This is a genomic window from Agrobacterium vitis (genome assembly GCF_037039395.1).
GTDB lineage: Bacteria > Pseudomonadota > Alphaproteobacteria > Rhizobiales > Rhizobiaceae > Allorhizobium > Allorhizobium vitis_E.
Window position 1 is genome coordinate 1,138,752 of the sequence record NZ_CP146244.1, and the last position, 22,621, is coordinate 1,161,372.

Below are 22,621 nucleotides of genomic sequence, written 5' to 3' on the forward strand. Positions count from 1 at the left end.
CCTGATCACCCCTTCTTCCTTTTAGACAATTCACCAATGGGTTAGACACCCGGGAGTTTGAAAAATGGCTGCTAAAGAAATCAAGTTTGGCCGCACTGCGCGCGAAAAGATGCTGCACGGCGTTGATATCCTCGCTGACGCTGTGAAGGTCACGCTCGGCCCCAAGGGTCGTAACGTCATCATCGACAAGTCCTTCGGCGCTCCGCGCATCACCAAGGACGGTGTATCGGTTGCCAAGGAAATCGAACTGGAAGACAAGTTCGAAAACATGGGCGCCCAGATGGTTCGGGAAGTTGCTTCCAAGACCAACGACATCGCTGGCGACGGCACCACGACGGCGACCGTTCTGGCCCAGGCTATCGTGCGCGAAGGCAACAAGGCTGTTGCTGCCGGCATGAACCCAATGGACCTGAAGCGCGGCATCGATCTGGCTGTTGCTGAAGTTGTGAAGGACCTTCAGGCCAAGGCCAAGAAGATCTCCACATCTGAAGAAGTTGCTCAGGTTGGTACGATCTCTGCAAACGGCGACACGCAGGTCGGTAAGGACATTGCTGAAGCCATGCAGAAGGTTGGCAACGAAGGTGTTATCACCGTCGAAGAAGCCAAGACCGCTGAAACCGAACTTGAAGTCGTTGAAGGCATGCAGTTCGACCGCGGTTACCTGTCGCCTTACTTCGTCACCAACCCTGAAAAGATGGTTGCTGACCTGGAAGACGCCTACATCCTGCTGCACGAAAAGAAGCTCTCCAACCTGCAGGCTATGCTGCCTGTTCTGGAAGCTGTTGTGCAGACCGGCAAGCCACTCGTCATCATCGCTGAAGACGTTGAAGGCGAAGCTCTTGCTACGCTGGTTGTTAACAAGCTGCGTGGCGGCCTGAAGATTGCTGCTGTCAAGGCTCCTGGCTTCGGCGATCGCCGCAAGGCTATGCTGGAAGACATCGCGATCCTGTCTGGCGGCACCGTGATTTCCGAAGACCTCGGCATCAAGCTCGAAACTGTCACGCTCGACATGCTCGGCCGCGCCAAGAAGGTTTCCATCACCAAGGAAAACACCACCATCGTTGATGGCGCTGGTCAGAAGTCCGACATCGAAGGCCGCGTTGCCCAGATCAAGGCTCAGATCGAAGAAACCACTTCCGATTACGACCGCGAAAAGCTCCAGGAACGTCTTGCAAAGCTCGCTGGCGGCGTTGCCGTGATCCGCGTTGGCGGCTCGACGGAAATCGAAGTTAAGGAACGCAAGGACCGCATCGACGACGCTCTGAACGCAACACGCGCTGCTGTTCAGGAAGGCATCGTTCCTGGCGGCGGTACAGCTCTGCTGCGCTCCTCCACCAAGATCACCGTTAAGGGTGTGAACGACGACCAGGAAGCTGGCATCAACATCGTTCGCCGCGCTCTGCAGTCTCTGGTTCGCCAGATTGCAACAAACGCAGGTGACGAAGCTTCGATCATCGTTGGCAAGATCCTCGACAAGGACAACGACAACTACGGCTACAATGCCCAGACCGGCGAGTTTGGTGACATGATTGCTATGGGTATCGTTGACCCGGTTAAGGTTGTTCGCACAGCCCTGCAGAACGCAGCTTCGGTTGCTTCCCTGCTGATCACCACGGAAGCCATGATTGCTGAACTGCCGAAGAAGGATTCGGCTGGCGGCGGCATGCCTGACATGGGTGGCATGGGCGGCATGGGTGGTATGATGTAAGAAGGCGAAAGCCTTATTACCGAAGAACCCATACAGCTTCGCCCATGCTCTTCAGGTGGTTCAGCGCGTCAAGCGCGCTGACACTTTAAGTTTGTTCATCGCGTCAAGCGCGCTGAACGGGCGGCATGGGCGGCAAAATGTAATAACGCGAAAGCCTTATTACTCGAACGCTTGATACAGTTCTCACTCTCTGAAAGGGCGGCTTTTAAAGTCGCCCTTTTGCTGTTGAAAAGGGCACTGCGCCCACATGTCCGTAAAAAGATTTCTTTAAATATTGCTCCACCTGTCGTTGAATACGCAAGCAATCATGGTGCAATTTGAAAGCCTCATCGGTTGGAGCCAAGAGTAGCTCTCCCGCGTCTTCAGCTGAGGATACTGTCAGGGGTATTGGATTTATTATTCCTTTTCGGCCTTCCCATGAAATGGAAAATCCATTTCATTCAAAAGAACGCTTAAATTTAACTTTTTTTTATCACTTTTCCTGAGTATATGAATCACATTCATTATTTGTGACGCATGGCACGCTGAAGACCGCTGCAATGTTTTGAAGGTGGGGCATGGCCACACGGAAAAAACGCAAGCTTCAGGAGAAAAGAACAAGCGTGAGAACCGTGAAAAGTTTGATGTAGCCGTCCATTCTTGGCTGCAAAAACGCCTCCTGATTTTGCGGTGTCGCCCTCGAAAAGAAGTCCAGGCAGAAGCAGTCATCGTCAATTTGAGAGGGCAGAACGAGTATCCGCGACGAGCCGAAAGTCCGGCTTTCTCGATATTTGGATCGTGCCGGTCGAACAATACGTCTGATGGGGAATGTCTTGTTTAAAATTGCAGGATTGATGCAAACGGCAGACGCCGAAGAGCCTGCCGATCATAACGGGATCGGCCGCTTGACCTTGCCCTATGGCCTTATCGAGGAATGGTCGGGCGACCTCAACAATGGCGTGGTCAAAATTGGTGCAAAAACCGCGACATTTCATGGCTTGAGCGGCCAGGAATGTGGCCTTCTGACGATCACGCGCTGCTATGACTACAAGGACAGGATGTCTATTCTCGAAATATTCGAAAAGGCAGCCAGTACAGTGTCCTCTTTTTACTATTCCACCGTGATCGTCAAAAGCCTCTCGACCAAACAACCGGTGTTTTGCATGGGAAAGTCCCGTGCGCTCGGCGGCCATAATGGCTCGATTGCTGGCGTGTTCATTTTTCCGGCTTTATCCTGAAACGATATTATAAGAACGGTCATTGAAGACGGTTCTTGCTGTTTCACTTTCAAATATCTCGGGTCTCTTGTGCATCTTTTATATCTAATGCACCAGATTCGCATATGCATGCGCAATATCGGCGCTTGTCGTGTTTAGCATGGCGCGGGCGAATATGGGTCGCGCATGGCCTGAATGCGCACCCTACCCGAACGGGTGGGGTTGGGTCTTGCAACCCTACTCTTCTGGCAGGCTGGTCGCGCCTGAGTTGTGAGCCTAAAGTCTCCCTCATGAGTTTCAATAGGGAGACAATAGCAGCATGATGGCGGGCAGGCACCCATTCGATCCGGTGACCCAGGAAATCATCGAGGGCAAGTTGATTGCCACCGTCGATGAAATGGGCATCGTTATGGCCCGCACCAGCATGAGCCCGGTGATCTACGAAGTGCTGGATTTTGCGTGCGGTGTCTTGACGGCAAAGGGTGAGTTGATCGCCCAGATGAACGGCATCACGCTGTTTACCGGCACGTTCGGCCGCCAGGTCAAATCGCTGATCGACCGGTTCGGGGCGGATTTGGCCGATGGCGATATTCTGCTGACCAACGATCCCTATGCCGGGGGAACCCATGCTTGCGATTTCGCTATCGTCAAGCCGATTTTCGTCGATGACGTGCTGCTCGCCTTTGCCATCAATGTCGCGCATTATCTCGATGTCGGCGGATCGGTTCCGGGTAGTCTTTCGCCGGCTGCGACTTCGGTTTACCAGGAAGGTCTGCGGTTGCCGGGCGTCAAGATCGTTCGCAACGACATGCTATCCTCTGATATTCTGCATATCATCTCGGAAAACGTTCGGATGCCTGAGATTGCGCTTGGCGATCTGACGGCACAGATCGCCACGGTGCGGGTTGCTGCCCGGCGGATCAAGGAATTCACTGCCAAATACGGCGCTCCAACCTTGGTCGCCGCTTTCGACCATATCCTCAATGTCAGCGAACGGCAGAGCCGGCAGGCGATTGCCGCACTTCCAGATGGTGTTTACCGGGCCAGCGACATTATCGATGGCGATGGCGTCACAGCCGATCCGATTGCCGTGCAAGTGGCGGTGACCATTGCCGGCGATCAAATCACCGCCGATTTCACCGGTTGCCCGCCAGCCGTGGCTGGACCGATCAACTGCGCGCGTGGAGCGCTGGAATCAGCCGTCAGGACGATCCTGAAGGCGCTTGTGGCACCGCAGTCGCCGTCCAACGAAGGTTGGTTCCGGCCTTTGAAGGTGATCGCACCGTCGGGAACCGTATTTACCGCCGAAAAACCCTCGCCGACCGGATGGTATTACGAGGGATCGGTCCATGCATCGGAGCTGGTCTGGAAAGCACTGGCGGCGCTGGTGCCGGAGCGGTTTTCCGCCGGTTCCTATTCCAGCCTCTGTGTCGCCTATATCTCTGGAAACGACCGCTGTGGCAGGCCCTTCATTCACATTGAGCCACAGCATGGCGGCTGGGGCGCCAGCATCAATCGGGATGGGGCCAATGCGCTGATTTCGCTGACGGACGGCGATACCTATAATTATTCCGTCGAAGTGATCGAGGCGCGGTTTCCGTTGCTGGTGCGGCGCTATGGCCTGAATATCGAGGGTGGCTCCGGGGCTGGGCGAATGCGCGGCGGTTTCGGGATCATCAGGGAGTATGAGATCCTTGGCGACAAGGCGTCCGCCTATTGCAGTTTTGGCCGCACCCGCACCCTGCCATGGGGCATGGACGGCGGCCATGATGGTACGGCCAACAGCCTTCAGGTACTTGCCACATCGGGCGAAAACACCTGCTATGGCCGCTCTGCCGATATTGCGCTGAAGACGGGCGATGTCGTGCGCATCGTCACCGGCGGCGGTGGTGGATGGGGCGATCCCGGTGATCGCGATCCGGCTTTGATTGAAACAGATTTGAAGAATGGTTTTGTCAGCGCGGAGGCAGCGACCAGCCTCTATGGTTACCGTGGGAGGATTGAAGAATGATCCGATTGGCAACAGATGTAGGTGGAACCTTTACCGATCTCGTCGGCTATGATGAGGGAAGCGGCGAGATTTTCACCGCGAAAAGCCTGACGACGTCAGATAACCAGTCTGGCGGCGTGCTCGATGCGATCGATGTCAGCGAGCGCAAGGATGGTTTGCGGGTCCGCGACATCACCTTCTTTGCCCATGGCGGCACCACGGTGATCAACGCGATTACCGAGCGCAAGGGGGCAAAGACCGCACTCATCACCACTGCCGGGTTCCGCGATGTGCTGGAAATCGGCCGTGGCAACCGGCCCGACCTTTATAATCTGCATTTCCATAGTCCCGAGCCTTTCGTGCCCCGCCATCTTCGCTTCGAGGTGCGTGAACGGGTCGATGCGTCCGGCAATGTGCTCCTGCCGATCGAATTGAACGATCTGCGCGAAATAATCCGCGTCTGCACTGCTGAGGATGTCGATGCGGTCGCCATCCTGTTTCTGCACAGCTACGCCAATCCCGAGCATGAGCAGGTCTGCGCCGATATTCTGGCCGATGCCCTGCCATTTGCCTCGATCTGCGCCAGCCATGAGGTTTCGCGGCAATGGCGGGAATATGAACGTACCAATACAACCGTGCTGAATGCCTATGTGCAGCCAGCCATCCAGCAATATTTCGAAATGATGGAATTTGCGCTCGCCAAGCGCAACCTGACTTGTCCTTACTACGCCATGCAATCCAATGGTGGCATTTCCTCCTTCGATCAGGCTGTGCAACAGCCGCTGACGCTGGTGGAATCCGGTCCGGCTGGCGGGGTCGCTGGGGCGGCGCGCATCGGCGTGGAGCTTGGCGAGAGCGAAATCCTGTCCCTGGATGTTGGCGGCACAACAGCCAAATGCTCGCTGATCCATGGTGGACGTCCGACGCTGAATACCGAATACCGGTTGGAACACACCCGCATTCAGTCCGGCTATCCCGTGCAGGTGCCTGTCGTCGATATCGTCGAAATCGGCTCCGGCGGCGGCTCTATTGCCTGGATCGATGCGCGCGGTAGCCTGCGCGTCGGCCCTGAAAGCGCCGGTTCGGCCCCTGGACCGGCCTGTTACGGGCGCGGCGGCACAAAACCGACGCTAACAGATGCATTGCTGACGCTCGGCATTTTCGATCCCGCTACCTTTGCCGATGGCACGCTGCATCTGGATAAGGAGAAGGCGGCAAGCGCCATCGCAACGGTGGCCGGGCCGATGAATATGTCGATAGAGGATGCTGCGGGTGCGATCATGGACATTGCCCATGCCAGCATGATCAATGCCCTGAAACTGGTGACGGTTCAGCGCGGCCATGATCCACGCGATGCCAATCTGGTGATCAGTGGCGGCGCCGGTCCGGCGCTGGCCAGCCATCTCGGGCGCGAATTGCGTGTGAAGGCGACGGTCGTGCCGCCGCATCCCGGGATTTTTTCCGCCTGGGGCATGCTGGCAGCCGAACCCCGTGCCGATTTCCGCGAAACCTGGTTTCATCTGTTGGCCGACCGGGCACTGGAGGAGGCTGCCACCCGGTTCACATCGCTGGAGCGTCAAGCTATCGCCTATTTTTCGGCAGGCGCCGAGGCGCAGGTGGCATTCAACCACCAGATCGAAGCTCGCTATAAAGGTCAGGAACATGGCGTTTTTGCGCGGTTCGAGGCGGGCGACACCATTGAAACTTTCAGCCAAAGGTTTCATGATGTTCATGAACGCGCCTATGCTTTCCGCCTGCCCGCAGCCGAGATCGAACTGACGACGCTGCATCTCGAAGCCGTTTTGAAAGGGCAGGTCATTTCCCTGCCAAAACTGAAAAGGCAAGACATGACGATTGACGCGGCCAGGGTCGGCGAAAGGAAGGTTTATTTCGGTGGATCCACCGGTTGGCAGACCTGTGCCGTATACGAGCGGGCCCGGCTTCCTGTCGGTCAGCCTGTATTTGGCCCGCTGCTGATCGAGGAGGCGACGGCGACGACGCTGGTGCTTGAGGGCCAGTCAGCCAGCCTGACCGAAACTGGCATTCTCGTCATTCACGAAACGGACATGCAGGCCGCATAGGATGGCCATATCCATCAGCATAGATGCTGTGACGCGCAGTCATGGTCCGGTTCGGGCGGTCGATGACCTGTCGCTGGAAATCAAGGCAGGGGAGTTCTTCACCCTGCTTGGGTCTTCCGGCAGTGGCAAAAGCTCGCTGTTGAAGCTGATTGGCGGATTTGACCAGCCGAATGCGGGCAGGATCCTGTTCGACGGTCAGGATGTGGCCGCCGTGCCAGCCAATCGCCGCCCGGTCAATACGGTGTTCCAGGGGCTTGGTCTGTTTCCGCATATGTCGGTGGCGCGTAATATTGGTTACGGATTGAAGCTGCGCGGTCTTTCCGGCGCGGCCCTCGAGGCCAAGGTCGGGGAGGCATTGGATCTGGTGGAACTGTCCGGATTTGGCGAGCGTGATGTCAATCTTCTGTCCGGCGGCCAGCGGCAGCGTGTGGCTCTGGCGCGTGCGCTGGTGATGGAGCCTGGTATATTGTTGCTGGACGAGCCTTTGACCGGTCTGGATGAGCGGCTTCGCCAGCAGATGCGCAATGAATTCGGCCGCTTGCACAAGCGCACCGGCGCTACCTTCATTCTCGTCACCCATAATCAGGACGAAGCCCTCAGCCTGTCCGACCGGATGGCCATCATGCATCAGGGCCGGATCGAACAGCTTGGCCGGCCCGACCAGTTTTTTCATGCGCCCGCCAACGCCTTCGTCGCCCGGTTCATCGGCATGGATAATCTGCTGCGGCCTGAGCGGCTGGAAGGATCTGGCGCGGATACTGTGGCGATCATCGCTGGTCAGGCCGTGCCGGTCACGGTCCCGGATGGTAATGTTAGCGCCAACCTGGTGGTGATCCGCTCCGACCGGTTGGTCATTGAGCCTGAGGTTGGAACCGCCGCTGGCGATGGGGCGTCCCCTCAATTGGTGCTGCGTGTGGTTGCCACCACTTTTCGTGGGTTGCATCGGGATGTCACGCTGGCGTTTGGTGACGGGCAGACCTTGACGGCGATCTGCGATGCGGATGCGCCGTCTTTGAGTGTCGGGCAGGATGTGGGCCTGTCGATAAAGCCGGGTGCCGCGCTTTTGACATCCGACAAGGGATTGCCGCTTGCGGTGTAAAGCCGCCGCCTGTGGCATGAGACGTGCATAAAAATGGGGTCTCATCAGTGAGAACAAGGGAACAACAATGGCGACGAGTTTGAAAAATGGATTTTCGGTCAACCGGAGCAATATGCAACGGCGCGACCTCTTGAAATTTGCCGGTGCTGGCGGGTTGGCGCTGGCTGCCGGTCATCTGGGGCTTGGCCGTTCGGCTTTTGCCGCAGAGGCGAAATCTGTGGCTTTCTGGGGCACGGCGACGCTTGATATCGGTGAAAAATGGGCGGAATTTGCCACCCAGAATGGTGTGAAGCCGGAATTTACCGATAATGGCAACGATCTTGGTCCTGTCATTGCCCGTCTGGCCGCCGGCAATGCCAATGATCTGTTCGACATCGGCGGTTTTCAGGGCGGCGCTGAAAAGGAACTGGCCCGTCAGGGCGCGATTATTCCTTGGGATGTCAGCAAGATTGCCAATTACGACAGTATCTGGCAGTGGGCGCGTGACATTCCCTACCTCAAGCACGAGGGCAAGCAATACGGCATTCCGACCGTGGTCAATGCCGACTCGATCATCTATCGCTCCGACAAGCTCGGCAAGGTCGATAGCTATGGCGTGATCTTCGACCCGAAGATGAAGGGCAAGGTCGCCATGGAGGATGCCTGGATCAACAGCGCGATCTTCGCTGCGATCTACCTCAAGGAAGGCGAGAACAAGCCGATCAAGGACCCGGGTAATCTGAGCGAATCCGAACTTGGTCTGGTGATGGAATTCCTGATCAAGCACAAGAAGGACGGCCAGTTCCGCACCTTCTGGAATGGCTGGGAACAGGGCGTCCAGTTGGTTGCCAATGAAGAAGTCGATGCGATGACCGGCTGGGAGCCGATTGTCTATGAAGGCCGCAAGCGCGGACTGAAAGTCGATTATGCCGCCCCTGTCGAGGGCTATGAAGGCTGGGCCAATAATACGGTTCTGCTCAAGGGCGCTGGCGAACGCGGTGTGAGCGATGCCGCGCATCAATTCGTCAATGGTCTGCTGGGAGGTCTCTATGGCTGCGAGCTTGGCAAGGCGCGGGGCTATCTCGTGCCGACTGACAACAATGTGGTCTATGCCAAGGCCCATCCCGACGAATACAAGCCGGAAGAGGTTCAGGCACGGGCAGACCACGTTAAAGCCAAGTTCGCCGGCAAGGTCTTCTGGCAGAATACCCGTCCGGACAATTTCCAGCTCTATGAAGAGTGGTGGCAGAAACTCCGCAATGCTTAAGACCGCATCTGTGGTTTTGGAGCATAAACACTAAAGTCAGCCTGTCGCCGTGTTTTGCCCGGCGACAGGCCTCTGATGATTTGACTGCGCCATGCGTTTTGTAAAACTCATAAAAAATGCCGCAATGCTTTAAATTTGCTGCATAATAATCCATGGAGCGTGCATGAAATCGACCGGACGACTGCCTGTCCTGCTGATGGCACCGCCTTTGCTGGCGCTGCTGGCGCTTGGCTTGGCGCCGTTGCTGGTGGTGCTGGTGTGGAGCTTCTGGTCCTGGGACCCCTTGACCTACTGGATCAAGCCGGATCTCAGCTTAGCGGGCTACGCCGCCATTCTCCAGGCTGGACGCTGGACAGTGATTGTCTCCACGCTTGCCAAGGCCTTTCTGACGGCGGGGCTCTGTCTGGTGCTCGCTTATCCCGCTGCCTATGCCGTGCATTTCCTGTCAGGCCGCAGGCTGTCAGTGGTGCTCCTGGCTTTGATGACGATTCCGTTCTTCACCTCCTACCTGATCCGCTCGTTTTCCTGGCGGCTGGTGTTGGGGCGGACCGGCGTGATCAACGGTTGGCTGCAACATTTCGGCCTGACCAGCGCGCCGGTCGATTGGCTGCTGTTCAGCGATTTCGCTGTTATTGTCGGGCTGGTCGCTTCCTATCTGCCATTTGCCACCTTTCCTTTGCTGCTCGCCATGCGTCGGGTGGATGCGACCGTCCTTGCCGCCGCGCAGGATCTCGGTGCTGGTTTCTGGCGCATACTCGTCACCATTCTCCTGCCGCTCACCCGATCCGGTCTGTTTGCTGGCTTCCTGTTCGTGTTCGTGATGGTCGCCGGGTCTTCCACCGAAGTGCAGATGCTGGGTGGGGCAGGGGCCTCCATCGTCACCGTGATGATCAACGATGTGATGCGGGTGGCAAATTACCCACTGGCCTTCGCCATTTCCACCATCGTCCTGATTGTGGTGTTCGGCATGGTCCTGATTGGAAACCGGCTGTTCGGGCTGGCGGCGCTGTTTGGAGATCGCTCGGCATGATGAGAGCAGAGGGCCGGGCAAACCAGATATTGATCTGGGCCATGACGATTTTCGGCCTGTTGGCGATCTATGCGCCGCCGCTTTATCTGCTGGGTGTTTCCTTCAATCCGTCGCTTCAACCGGGATTGCCTGGTTTGGCTGACCTGACGGTGAAATGGTATGCCGCCCTGCCAGCCGAAACGGCGCTGGTAGCGGCCCTCTGGCAATCGGCCAGCGTCGCCCTGCTGACGGCAATAGGCGCCACGCTGCTATCGCTTATGGCGGCACTGGCCTATTTTGAGCTGCGCAGGACCCGCGACATATGGTTTCTAGCCGTGATCCTGCCGATGTTCGTGCCTGGTGTCATCCAGGGGCTGGCGCTTTCCACTGTGTTCAGACCGCAGCGGCATCAAGCCCTCGACCTGGACAATTACCGCCGGGCACCTGCTCTGGGCCATGCCTTTTGCGTTTATCGTCATCCTCACCGGTTTTTCCGCCGTGCGGCCCGTCTTTCTGATGGCGGCAGCGGATCTGGGCGCCAGCCGCTGGCGGCAGTTTCGCGACATTACCCTGCCGCTGATCCGGCCAGGCCTGATCAGCGCCTTCATCTTTTCGTTCCTGCTGTCGCTGAATGAATTTACCCGCGCCTTCTATCTGGCAGGGCGGCAGAATACGCTTCCGGTCGTGCTGTTCGGCAAAATGAACGGCGGCGCGTCGCCGACGATCTATGCGATGTCCGGGGCGATTTTCATCATCTCGGTGTTTTGCGTGGCTGTCATTGCCGCTTTTGCTGGTTCCAGAACCAAAGCTTGATAATCCTCGTCAGGGCTTATAGTGGCCGATCCAGCGCGCCGCAGGCTCGATGCCGCCAAGCGGAAACAAATGCAGCTTGCTGATTCTGCTCTGCGGATTTTCAACCTTGTAGGCGAGCAACTGCCCAACAATATCCGTCGGCTCATAAGGCATCAGCAGTTTACGCAGGTCGAGCGCGCGTTTTTGCAGCACTTTCAAGGACGGCCCAACGCCGCAGGAGATTGCATATTTGATCAGTGTCTGAAGCTTGGCGGGTCCGGCAATGCCGACATGGATCGGCAATGCAATTCCGAGGGCGTCGATTCGCTCGGCCCAGTCGATGATGACCCTGGCGTCGAAGGCAAATTGGGTGACAATCGCCATCTGCGCATCCGTCCGGCTGGAGAAGTCCAGCTTCCAGCGCAGCGCTGCATCGATTTGCGTGGTGGAGCCATCGGCATCGATATCGCGATTGCCTTCCGGGTGGCCGGCAATATGCAGGCGGGTAAAGCCGAGCCTGTCGAACAACCCGGTTTCAATCAGCTCCATCGAACTGGAAAGCGTGCCGCGTGGCTTTGCTATGCCGCCAGCCAGCAGAAGTGCCTGGCGCACATCGGCTTCATCCCGGTATTGTTTCAACAGGTCTTCCAGTTGCGTGGCATCGGCAAGGCTGCGAGCCGGAATATGCGGCATGACCGGAAAACCTTGGCCATGAAGGCGCTTGGCGGTCGCAACCATGTCCTCGAAAGGCGTGCCATCGACATGAGCGATATAGATTCGGGTGCCCGCTGGCAACAGGGCCTGGAAACTATCGATTTTCGCCGCTGTTCGCGGAGTGACCTCGATGGACCATGCGTCCAGAAGACTGCCCTGATCGGCAGGATATTCGCGATTATCCGTCAGAACCGCTTTGTCCATCATGGTCGTTCTCCGCAATGCCTTTGCCAGTCTTTAGCATCTCCATGGCGAAAATCCGCTCGAATTTGCGACAACCTCAAGTCACTGATGCATTTGAGATATTCGTAATATCTTCATCCGGGAGGATATGAGCCCTTTTCGGCAGGAAAAATAATGTGGTGTCATCAGCTTGAAGCATTTTTCCGGGAAAAGGCCGGAGCGACTTGCCTTCAAGGGCCAGATTTCTTAAACGACCCCTTCGAATTCATGGAAAGGCGTAGCCATCGTGCTTCAGACCCCGTTTTATCTCATCGACAAGAGCAAGCTTCTTTCCAATATGGAGAAGATTGCGCTTCTGCGCGAGACCTCCGGTGCCAAGGCTTTGCTGGCGTTGAAATGTTTTGCCACCTGGTCGGTCTTCGACCTGATGCGCGAGTATATGGATGGCACCACCTCGTCCTCGCTTTACGAGATTCGGCTCGGCCGTGAAAAATTCGGCGGCGAGACCCATGCTTACTCTGTTGCCTATGGCGACAATGAAATCGACGAGGTGATTTCCCACGCCGACAAGATCATCTTCAATTCGGTCGGTCAGTTGGAGCGCTATGGCGACAAGGCCTCCGGCATTACCCGCGGCTTGAGGCTGAACCCGCAGGTCAGCTTCCTCCAGCTTTGACCTTGCCGATCCGGCCCGTCCGTTTTCACGGCTTGGGGAATGGGATGCGGCCAAGGTGGAAAAGGTCATGGACCACATCAGCGGCTTCATGATCCATAATAATTGTGAAAACAAGGATTTCGCCCTGTTCGACACCATGCTCTCGGATATCGAGGCAAAATTCGGCTCGCTTTTGCATCGTGCCGAATGGGTCAGCCTTGGCGGCGGCATTCACTTTACCGGCGAGGATTATCCGCTAGCGCAGTTTGCCGAGCGGCTGAAGCGGTTTTCCGGACATTATGGCGTCCAGGTCTATCTGGAGCCGGGCGAGGCCTCGATCACCAAATCAACGACGCTGGAAGTCTCGGTTCTGGATACGCTGTATAATGGCAAGAACCTCGCTATCGTCGATAGCTCGATTGAGGCTCATATGCTCGACCTGCTGATCTACCGCGAAACCGCCAAGCTGGAGCCGAATGCAGGCGACCATAGCTATATGATCTGCGGTAAATCGTGCCTGGCTGGCGATGTATTTGGCGAGTTTCGTTTCCCTGAAGCCTTGAAGGTCGGCGACCGGATTTCCATCCAGGATGCCGCAGGCTATACGATGGTCAAGAAGAACTGGTTTAACGGCGTGAAAATGCCGTCCATCGCCATCCGTGAACTGGATGGCAGCATCAGGACTGTCCGCGAGTTTTCCTACGCGGACTTTGAACAAAGCCTCTCCTGAGGCTTCTGACGATTGGACAAAAGGAGTTGGTCCGCATCATGAAGAAGAACGTGCTCATTATCGGCGCTGGCGGCGTCGCCCAGGTCGTTGCGCATAAATGCGCCCAGAACAACGACGTGCTGGGTGATATCCATATCGCCTCGCGCACCAAGGGCAAATGCGACGCCATCATCGCCTCCGTGCATGAAAAGAACGCCATGAAGCAGCCGGGCGTGCTGGAAGGCCATGCGCTCGATGCGCTGGATATCGACGCCACCAAGGCGCTGATCGAAAAGACCGGCTCGCAGATCGTCATCAATGTCGGCACCGCCTTCCTCAACATGTCGGTGATGCGCGCCTGCATGGATACCGGCGTCGCCTATATCGACACGGCGATCCACGAAGAGCCGAACAAGATCTGTGAAACGCCGCCATGGTACGGAAACTACGAATGGAAGCGGGCCGCTGAGTGTGAAGAGAAGGGCATTACCGCCATTCTCGGCGCGGGTTTCGACCCCGGCGTGGTTAATGCCTATGCCCGCCTTGCCAAGGACGAATATCTCGACAAGGTCACGGATGTCGATATCGTCGATATCAATGCCGGCAGCCATGGCAAATATTTCGCCACCAACTTCGACCCGGAAATCAATTTCCGCGAGTTTACCGGCGTTGTCTATTCCTGGCAGAAGGGCGAGTGGCAGGTCAACAAGATGTTCGAGATCGGCAAGGACTATGACCTGCCGGTGGTTGGCACGCGCCGCGCCTATCTCTGCGGTCATGACGAAGTGCATTCGCTGGCCAAGAACATGGATGGCGCCGATGTGCGTTTCTGGATGGGCTTCGGCGACCACTATATCAATGTATTCACCGTGCTGAACAGCATTGGTCTTCTGTCCGAGCAGCCGGTCAAGCTGGCCGATGGCTCGGACGTCGTGCCGCTGAAAGTGGTCAAGGCTTGCCTGCCCGACCCGTCATCGCTGGCCCCCGACTATGAAGGCAAGACCTGCATTGGTGACTATGTGAAGGGGGTGAAGGACGGCAAGGAAAAGACCGTCTTCATCTACAATGTCGCCGACCATAAGGAAGCCTATAACGAAGTCGGCTCCCAGGGTATTTCCTACACGGCTGGCGTTCCGCCCGTGGCGGCGGCCATGCTGGTTGCGACCGGCGAATGGGACGTGAAGAAAATGGCCAATGTCGAGGAACTGCCGCCACGGCCTTTCCTCAACATTCTCAACCATATCGGACTGCCGACCCGCATCAAGGATGAAGACGGCGACCGCGCGTTGGATTTCGCCTGATTTTTTTGAAACGGCATTGCCCGTCTTCCACCCTTGGGTTGTTCCAAGGGTGGAGAAAACTAAACGTCTTTACGCGATAATCTTCAAGAGCAGGCTTCCCGCCGCCAGATAATCGCCTTCGCTGGCAATGAGACTGACGGTGCCGGCTGATGTCGCGATGATCTGCGTCTCCATCTTCATCGCCTCCATAACAGCGAGAAGATCACCTGCCTGAACTTGATCTCCGTCCGTCACCTTGAAGGATTGAACCGTGCCGGACACCGGCGCGGTGATCGCGCCTTTTTCCGGCGTATTTGCCGCATCGCCTGTAGCTGCCGGTCCGGCATTGACTGACAGACTGCCAAGGCCCGCGAGAAGCTGGGCCGGAATGCCGAGGGCATGGCGCTTGCCATCGATTTCCACATGGGTGCGGATCAGCGACGTGTCGGCGGCTGGCTCCGGTCGCATGGCCGCCTCGGGCATGGCGGCGAAATCGGTCTCGATCCAACGGGTATGGACCTTGAAGCCGTCGGTGCCGATGAAATCGGCGGTTTCCATGGCGGCACGGTGGAAGGGCAGCACGGTTGCCACACCTTCGATCTGGAATTCCTTCAGGGCGCGTCTTGCCCTTTGCAAGGCTTGCTCGCGGGTGGCACCGGTAACGATCAGCTTGGCCATCAGCGAATCGTAGACGCCGGGAATGGTTGAGCCGGTATCGACGCCACTATCGAGCCGTACACCGGGGCCTGATGGGGACGCAAACCGGGTGATCGTGCCAGGCGTTGGCAGAAAGCCGCGACCCGGATCTTCGGCATTGATGCGAAACTCAATGGAATGGCCGCGTGGAACCGGTGTTTCCGTGATTGCCAACGGCAGGCCTTCTGCAATGCGGAACTGTTCGATGACGAGGTCGATGCCAGTGGTTTCTTCCGTCACCGGATGCTCGACCTGCAGCCGGGTGTTCACCTCGAGGAAGGAAATCGTGCCGTCAACGCCCAGCAGGAATTCCACCGTTCCCGCGCCGCTATAGCCCGCTGCCGCGCAGATCGCTTTTGCGGCATCATGGATGGATTGGCGTTGAGCATCGGAGAGGAAAGGGGCTGGGGCTTCTTCCACCAGTTTCTGGTTTCGTCGCTGCAAGGAGCAATCGCGGGTGCCGAGCACCAGCACGGTGCCGTGCTTATCGGCAATCACTTGCGCCTCGATATGGCGAGGCCGGTCGAGGAAGCGTTCCAGGAAGCATTCGCCCCGGCCAAAAGCGACTGTAGCTTCGCGCACAGCCGATGCGTAAAGCTCTGGGATTTCCTCCATTTTCCAGGCGACTTTCAAGCCACGCCCACCGCCACCATGGGCAGCCTTGATGGCGACCGGCAGGCCGTGACGCTCGGCAAAGGCAATCACCTCCTCGGCGGTGTCCACCGGCCCATCGCTGCCTGCCACCAGTGGCGCTCCGACGCTGGTGGCAATCCGCCGTGCCTCGACCTTGTCGCCCAGCGCTTCGATAACCTGCGGATCGGGGCCGATCCAGGTCAGACCAGCATCGATCACCGCACGGGCGAATTCGGCGCGCTCCGACAGAAAGCCGTAGCCGGGATGGACGGCGTCCGCGCCGGATCGTTTGGCAATGTCGATCAGCTTGACGATATCGAGATAAGTCTCTGATGGCTTGGCGCCGGATAGCCCATAGGCCTCATCGGCAAGCTGGACGAACAGCGCGTCGATATCCGGATCGGCATAGACTGCGACGGATTGCAGCCCGTAATCGCGACAGGCGCGGATGATGCGAACGGCGATTTCGCCCCGGTTGGCGATCAGCACTTTCTTCATCGGTGTCTCCTCTTTTATCGTTATGCGTTCGCGGCTGGGGCATCGACATGGTTGGGGGCAAGGGTGGGGGCGATGTCTGCAAAAGGGGCAATGGGCCGAAAGCGGATGCTGGCATTGATCGGAATCTGTCCCGCAAGATCCAGATGATATTCGGCAACCGTGCCGATAACAGGATAGCCACCGGTCAGCGGATGGTCGGCAAGAAACAACACCGGCTGGCCGCTATGCGGCACCTGAATGGCGCCGGTGGCGGTGCCTTCGCTCGGCAGTTCAGCGCTGTCGATCCGTTCCAGCGCCACGTCGCCCGCAAGCCGGATGCCGATGCGGCTGGATTGCGGCGTCACCTGCCAAAGCTGGTCCGTCAGTGTCGCCAGACCCCTTTCGGTAAACCAGTCGGTGCGCGGTCCAAGCACGACATCCAGCGTGACGATGTCGCCTGCGCTTGGCAGGCTCTCCGGCGGAGATTCATGCAGCGAAACCGCAGTGAGCCCTTCGCTGCCGCCCTTCAGCGTTAAAACCGTGCCTGCTGTCACCGGTTCAGGGCCGACCACGGCCAGCGTATCCGTGGCATAGCTGCCCAGCACCGGCTGGACCGCAAAGCCACCCCGCACGGCAAGATAGCTGCGCATGCCCCGTGGGGGCTGGCCAAGGCTGACGGTATCGCCGGGTTCCAGCGAAATCGGCTGATAGGTTTCAGCCTGCATGACCCGGCCAGAGGCATCCCGAATATGGACCGGGCAGGGCGCACCGGTCAGCGCGATGACGGCGCTTCTATCGCTTTCAAAGGAAAAGCCACCAAGCGTGATTTCCAGACACGGAAAGCCAGCCGGATTGCCCACCACGCGATTGGCAGCCTTCAAGGCCCCCTGGTCCAGAGCACCGGAGGCGGAAACGCCCTGGCCTGTCTGGCCAAGACGGCCAAGGTCCTGAAATACCGCAGGCATGGGGGCGGCAAGCACGGTGAAATGCCCCGCGCCATTCGCATCGGAAAGCTCATCAGACGGATTGGCAGGGGCTGCTGCGCTTGCCGTAACGGCAACCGGATGGACTGATTTCGCCATATCGGTGAAGCGCACCTGATAGCCGGGCTGAAACAGTGCTGGAGGATCGCGGCTGAGATCCCACATTTTTACCGGTGTGAGGCCGATGATTTGCCAGCCGCCGGGGCTGGCCTGCGGATAGACCCCGCTGAAGGCGCCTGCCAATGCCACAGCGCCAGCAGGAATGCGGGTGCGCGGGCTTTTGCGGCGCGGCACATGCAAGTCAGGGTCGCCACCGACGAGATAGCCGAAGCCCGGCGCAAAGCCACAAAAAGCAACCGTGAACGTGCTTTCCGTATGGCGGCGGATAACCTCTTCCACGGCAAGCCCGGTCAAGTCCGCCACGTCGGCCAGATCTTCGCCGTCATAGTGTACCGGTATTTCGACCAGATGATCTGAGGGTGCCAGTTTGGCCGAAAGGTCGCGGGTGCTGACCTCAGATGCCAGGGCTTCCGCTCGGATCGTCTGCGGGCGAAACCGGATCATCAAGGTGCGGGCGGCCGGCACCATTTCATCGATACCGGGGACGGGGCTTGCCTGAAGCGAGGCGAACAAAGCCAGGGTCTCATCGAGATCGGCAAGCTCGACCAGCATCGTCGTCAGGCTGACGGGGAGAAAGCGCATCGGAACCTCAGGCGTGATAGGCGGAATCGGGAATGTCGGTGATGAACATATGGCCGGGCGCATGGGTGATGGCAAAGGGGACGCCCGACGCCATCACGGCTGCTTGCGGGGTGACGCCACAGGCCCAGAACACCGGCACTTCACCCGGCTCAATGCGGACGGGATCACCGAATTGCGGCTTGGCCAGATCTAAAATGCCGATCTGTTCCGGCGCGCCGACATGAACCGGCGCACCATGCACCGCCGGGAACCGACCGGAAATCGTCGCGGCATCGGCAACCCGCGAGGCTGGGATTGGCCGCATCGACACCACCATATTGCCATGCAAACGGCCTGCCGGGCGGCAGGGCTGATTGGTCAGATACATCGGCACATTGCTTTTATCAGTCATGTGGCGGATCTCGATACCCGCTTCCACCATCGGCGTCTCGAAGGTGAAGCTGCATCCGATCAGGAAGCTGACGAGATCGGGATGCTCGGCCCAGGCGGCGGTGGCATCGGGTGTTTCCTCGGCCAGCTTGCCATCGCGCCAGATCCGGTAGAGCGGCAAATCGGTGCGCAGATCCGCGCCCTTGGCGAGCTCCGTCAGATGCGAACCGGGATCGGAGACGTCAAGGACCGGGCAGGCCTTGGGATTGCGCTGCGCATAGAGCAGGAAATCAAAGGCCCAGTCGCGTGGCAGGACGATCATATTGGCCTGGGTAAAGCCGGGGGCGACACCGGACGTCGGCTCCACAGCGCCATTGCGATACCGGGTGCGGGCGGCACGCGCCGGTTCGACATCCCAATGCGCCAGATGCTTCAAGGCAATCATCGCCTCTCTTCCTATGCTGTTAGAAACGGTTGGACGGCAATGCCCTCAGCCTCGAATCGCCTGCGGATTTCCTGGGCAATGGCGACGGCGCCGGGGCTGTCGCCATGCACACAGATTGATTGCGCGTCCACCTTGATCACGCTGCCATCGATGGCTTCCAGCGTGCCTTGGCGGGCAAGCTGCACCATGCGACTGGCGATCTTTTCCGCATCATGCAGAACCGCGCCCGGCTCCCGGCGCGAGACGAGCTGGCCTTGCGGCGTATAGGCGCGGTCGGCAAAGGCTTCCGCCACGGTGCTCAAGCCCGACGTGCGGGCCAGATCAAGGATGGGTGCGCCTGCGAGACCCATCAGCACCAACGAGGAATCGATAGCCTTGACGGCATCGATCACCGCCTGGCCCTGACGGGCATCATTGGCGATCCGGTTATACAGCGCCCCATGCGGCTTGACATAAGTAACTGAGGTGCCAGCGGCAGCCGCCATGCCTTTCAGCGCGCCGATCTGGTAGATCACGTCGGCGATCAGCTCTTCACTGGTCACGTCCATGTCGCGCCGGCCAAAGCCGACGCGGTCGGGGTAGGAAACATGGGCGCCAATCGATACGCCGTTTTCAGCGGCAGCCTTGACGGTTTTCCAGATGCCGGACGGGTCGCCCGCATGAAAGCCGCAGGCAATATTGGCACTGGAAACCACGGCCAGCATGGCGCTATCGTCGCCCATGCTCCATGCGCCGTAGCTTTCCCCAAGGTCGCTGTTGAGATCGATGGCAGCCATGTGCGTTCCTTCCTTGTTTAAAGGTTCAGCGTTTACAGCCCGAGCAGGGCGAAGATTGGCCCGACCGATTTATAAGCCATGTACCATGTCAGCGCGCAGGTGAGGACACCGAGGACCAAGAGCCAGCGCGGATAGCGATAGCCGCCCATCAGGTCGGAGCGCGCCCAGGCGGCATAGATGAAGATCGACAGGCCGATAGGCAGGATCAATCCGTTCAGGCCACCAACGAAGACCAGCATTTGCGCGGGCGGGGTGGTGATGATGATGTAGAAGAACAGCGAAATGGCGATGAATGCCACGGTGGCGAGATTGCGCGCCCGCTCACTCATATCCTGTTTGAAGGCGGTCAGGAACGAGACCGATGTGTAGGCTGCGCCGATGACGCTGGTGATGGCTGCGGCCCAGAAAATGACGCCGAACAGGCGAAGACCGATGTTACCGGCTGCACTCTGGAAGGCTTGCGCGGCCGGATTGGCGCTTTTGCCGGAAATGTCGATGACCACGCCGCTGGCGACGACGCCAAGCACAGCCAAAAACAGCACATAACGCATGACGCCCGTCACGGCGATGCCGGTCAGGGCGGCGCGGTTGACGGCACCGAGATTTTCAATGCCGACGGTGCCCTTGTCCAGCAGGCGATGCGCACCGGAATAGGTGATGTAACCGCCAACCGTGCCGCCGACAATGGTGGTGATGGTGGCAAAATTGATTGTGTCGGGCAGTATCGTCTGGCGCAGTGCCTCAAACAGTGGCGGGCCGGATACATAGGCGACAAACAGCGTCAGGGCGATCATCAGCAAGCCAGCGACGATGATGAAGCGGTCAATTGCCAGCCCTGCGCGCTTCGATAGGAAAATGCCAATGGAGAGCAGGGCGCTGAGTGCGCCACCCCATTTCGGGTCAAGGCCCAGCATGGCGTTGAGGCCAAGGCCGGTGCCGCCGATATTGCCGATATTGAAGAACAGCCCGCCGATAATGACCAGAACGGCAAGTAGATAGCCGGAGCCGGGAATGGCGGCATTGGCAATGTCAGAAGCGCGCATCCGGGTGAGCGTGACGATCCGCCAGATATTCAGCTGGACGACGAAGTCGATGATGATCGAGGTCAGGATGCCGAATGCGAAGGCTGCTCCCATGGTCGCGGTAAAGGTGGCTGTCTGGGTAATGAAGCCCGGCCCGATCGCCGATGTTGCCATCAGGAAAACCGCGGCTGTCAGCGCGGCGCGGCGGGTCTTGGTGGATTGTGGGCCTGAATTGCTTGTCACGGCGATCTTCTGCGGATCGCGCGCTGGGACGTGGTTCTGCGCCATTGGGAGGCTCCATGGTCATCGTCATCCGCCCCTCTGCGGATGATCCATGCAGGCAGTCTGCCACGTTTCACAATTCCGTCAATATTGTTGAACAATTTTATTTTATCGTTCTATCATTCTGTTTATTTGATGAGCGACTTGCCCACACCATTGGCAGAACATGCCAATGGTGTGGGCAAGTCTGCCCCGTTTTCCGCGCTGCCTTGCTCTGCCGGAGGGCATCGGCAATAGTCCCGGCGAAAGATGGCAGCCGTTGAACATGTTCGTGGCTGGGCAAGAGGGACCTATGGCAGACGAGGATGAGAGCCTTTCGCTGGCGGAACGGCTGGTGACAAAGATCCGCGATCAGCTGATCGCCGGGGAGTTGAAGCCCGGCCAGCGGCTGTCTGAAGCAGCACTCAGTACCCGGCTCGACGTGTCACGCAATTCGCTGCGTGAAGCCTTCCGGCTGCTCACCAAGGATGGCTTGCTGCGCCACGAGGCCAATCGCGGTGTGTTCGTCGCCACTCCCAGCATGGCCTCGATCATCGATATCTACAGGGTGCGGCGGCTGGTGGAATGCAAGGCGCTGGAACAGGCATTTTCCGGCCATCCCGCCGTCCGACGGATGCGGTTGGCGGTGGAGACGGCGCGGGCCTGCCGCAATAGCCGTGACTGGCTGGGGGTCGGCAGCGCCAATATGCAGTTTCACGCTGCCATCGTCGATCTCGCCGATAGCAGCCGCCTCAGTGAATTTTATACGCGAATCGCTGCGGAATTACGCTTGAGTTTTGGCCTGCTGGACGATCCGGAACTGTTACATGCGCCCTTCGTGGAGCTAAATGGCGAAATTCTCGGCCTGCTGGAAGTCGACAAGGCGAAAGAGGCGGCAGCCGCGCTCGATGCCTATCTGGTCCGCTCCGAGCGCACGGTGTTGGCGGCATTTGCCCGCGCCACGGCGGATGCTGGCTAATCAGAATTCCAGCGCCCGGTTATCGACCACTTCCTTCATCACGAAGAAGGTTCGGGTTTGCCGCACGCCGGGCAGGGCGATCAGCTGGCTGCCGTGAATGCGGTTGAAATCGGCCATGTCGCCGACCCGGATTTTCAGGAAATAATCGAAATCTCCGGCCACCAGATGGCAATCCAGCACGAAATTCAGCTTGGCCACCGCCGTTTCAAAATCGGCAAAGCTCTCGGGCGTTGACCGGTCCAGCACCACGCCGACCATGACCAGAGCCGCCCTGTTGACCTTGGCTGGCGCCACCATGGCCCGCACACCGGTGAGATAGCCTTGCGCAAACAGTTTCTGGGTGCGCCTGTGGCAAGTGGCCGGGCTGATCGAGACCTGCTCTGCCAGTTCGGCATTGGTCAGGCGACCGTTTTTCTGCAACAGACGGATCATTTTCAGGTCGATGCGATCCAGCGATTCAGTCATGAAAGAAGCTTCCATTTTTAGGGATCAAATAGCAGAATATGCACCTATTATTTCTAGAAAATTGAAATATAGCGCGTTTCATATTGCAACTTAGAAAGCACCTTTCACATTCAAAAGTCTAGCATCCGGGCATTATCAACCACCATTTTCA

At 58.3% G+C, this 22,621-nt stretch carries 17 protein-coding genes and 1 pseudogene; 11 read left to right on the top strand and 7 right to left on the bottom strand.

Annotated features, from left to right (window positions below):
* The first annotated feature begins 64 nt into the window (after positions 1–64).
* From groL to V6582_RS26295, 8 genes are all read left to right on the top strand, one after another.
* Entirely contained in the window at positions 65–1,708 is a 1,644-nt protein-coding gene (groL, locus tag V6582_RS26260) for a chaperonin GroEL (RefSeq protein ID WP_156632804.1), read from the top strand.
* A gap of 833 nt (positions 1,709–2,541) precedes the next feature.
* A complete protein-coding gene (locus V6582_RS26265; protein WP_234889757.1) occupies positions 2,542–2,925 on the top strand; it encodes a hypothetical protein in 384 nt (127 codons plus the stop codon).
* A 298-nt stretch (positions 2,926–3,223) separates the two neighbouring features.
* Positions 3,224–4,915, top strand: a complete 1,692-nt coding sequence (locus V6582_RS26270; protein ID WP_156632805.1) for a hydantoinase B/oxoprolinase family protein — start codon at positions 3,224–3,226, stop codon at positions 4,913–4,915.
* On the top strand, positions 4,912–6,975 hold the full coding sequence (locus tag V6582_RS26275; RefSeq protein WP_156632806.1) for a hydantoinase/oxoprolinase family protein: 2,064 nt from the start codon (positions 4,912–4,914) through the stop codon (positions 6,973–6,975). The genes V6582_RS26270 and V6582_RS26275 overlap by 4 nt, the downstream gene beginning before the upstream one ends.
* Position 6,976: 1 nt before the next feature.
* Positions 6,977–8,074, top strand: coding sequence for an ABC transporter ATP-binding protein (locus V6582_RS26280; RefSeq protein WP_156632807.1), 1,098 nt, complete (start codon positions 6,977–6,979; stop codon positions 8,072–8,074).
* Between the two features lie 67 nt (positions 8,075–8,141).
* Positions 8,142–9,320 (top strand): ABC transporter substrate-binding protein, encoded by a 1,179-nt coding sequence (locus tag V6582_RS26285; RefSeq protein WP_156632808.1) that lies wholly within the window; start codon positions 8,142–8,144, stop codon positions 9,318–9,320.
* 163 nt (positions 9,321–9,483) lie between these two features.
* On the top strand, positions 9,484–10,350 hold the full coding sequence (locus V6582_RS26290; protein WP_156632809.1) for an ABC transporter permease: 867 nt from the start codon (positions 9,484–9,486) through the stop codon (positions 10,348–10,350).
* Positions 10,351–10,785: 435 nt separating this feature from the next.
* On the top strand, positions 10,786–11,142 hold the full coding sequence (locus V6582_RS26295; protein ID WP_349509008.1) for an ABC transporter permease: 357 nt from the start codon (positions 10,786–10,788) through the stop codon (positions 11,140–11,142).
* Positions 11,143–11,151: 9 nt separating this feature from the next.
* Here the strand turns inward: V6582_RS26295 and V6582_RS26300 are convergent, their stop codons facing one another.
* Entirely contained in the window at positions 11,152–12,042 is an 891-nt protein-coding gene (locus V6582_RS26300) for a methylenetetrahydrofolate reductase (protein WP_156632811.1), read from the bottom strand.
* Positions 12,043–12,304: 262 nt separating this feature from the next.
* Here V6582_RS26300 and nspC point away from each other — a divergent pair.
* Positions 12,305–13,403 (top strand): annotated as a pseudogene (nspC, locus tag V6582_RS26305) (carboxynorspermidine decarboxylase).
* 38 nt (positions 13,404–13,441) lie between these two features.
* Positions 13,442–14,683, top strand: a complete 1,242-nt coding sequence (locus V6582_RS26310) for a saccharopine dehydrogenase family protein (protein ID WP_156632812.1) — start codon at positions 13,442–13,444, stop codon at positions 14,681–14,683.
* A gap of 69 nt (positions 14,684–14,752) precedes the next feature.
* Here V6582_RS26310 and V6582_RS26315 read toward each other — a convergent pair whose 3' ends face one another.
* From V6582_RS26315 to V6582_RS26335, 5 genes are read right to left on the bottom strand one after another with little or no spacing between them, the layout of a single operon-like run.
* Positions 14,753–16,489 (bottom strand): acetyl/propionyl/methylcrotonyl-CoA carboxylase subunit alpha, encoded by a 1,737-nt coding sequence (locus V6582_RS26315; protein ID WP_156632813.1) that lies wholly within the window; start codon positions 16,487–16,489, stop codon positions 14,753–14,755.
* Positions 16,490–16,509: 20 nt separating this feature from the next.
* A complete protein-coding gene (locus tag V6582_RS26320) occupies positions 16,510–18,153 on the bottom strand; it encodes a 5-oxoprolinase/urea amidolyase family protein (protein ID WP_156632814.1) in 1,644 nt (547 codons plus the stop codon).
* Between the two features lie 7 nt (positions 18,154–18,160).
* Complete coding sequence (locus V6582_RS26325; protein ID WP_156632815.1) at positions 18,161–18,967, bottom strand: putative hydro-lyase; 807 nt, start codon at positions 18,965–18,967, stop codon at positions 18,161–18,163.
* 11 nt (positions 18,968–18,978) lie between these two features.
* Positions 18,979–19,743, bottom strand: a complete 765-nt coding sequence (locus V6582_RS26330) for a LamB/YcsF family protein (RefSeq protein WP_156632816.1) — start codon at positions 19,741–19,743, stop codon at positions 18,979–18,981.
* 32 nt (positions 19,744–19,775) lie between these two features.
* Positions 19,776–20,939, bottom strand: coding sequence for an NRAMP family divalent metal transporter (locus V6582_RS26335; RefSeq protein ID WP_234889761.1), 1,164 nt, complete (start codon positions 20,937–20,939; stop codon positions 19,776–19,778).
* A gap of 400 nt (positions 20,940–21,339) precedes the next feature.
* Between V6582_RS26335 and V6582_RS26340 the strand changes: the two genes are divergently transcribed.
* Positions 21,340–22,005, top strand: coding sequence for a GntR family transcriptional regulator (locus tag V6582_RS26340; RefSeq protein WP_156632818.1), 666 nt, complete (start codon positions 21,340–21,342; stop codon positions 22,003–22,005).
* On the opposite strand, the gene V6582_RS26345 is transcribed toward V6582_RS26340, so the two are convergent.
* The gene (locus V6582_RS26345; RefSeq protein ID WP_156632819.1) at positions 22,006–22,470 is read right to left on the bottom strand and encodes an Lrp/AsnC family transcriptional regulator; all 465 of its coding nucleotides are present in this window, start codon (positions 22,468–22,470) and stop codon (positions 22,006–22,008) included. It lies immediately after the preceding gene.
* Positions 22,471–22,621 lie beyond the last annotated feature (151 nt).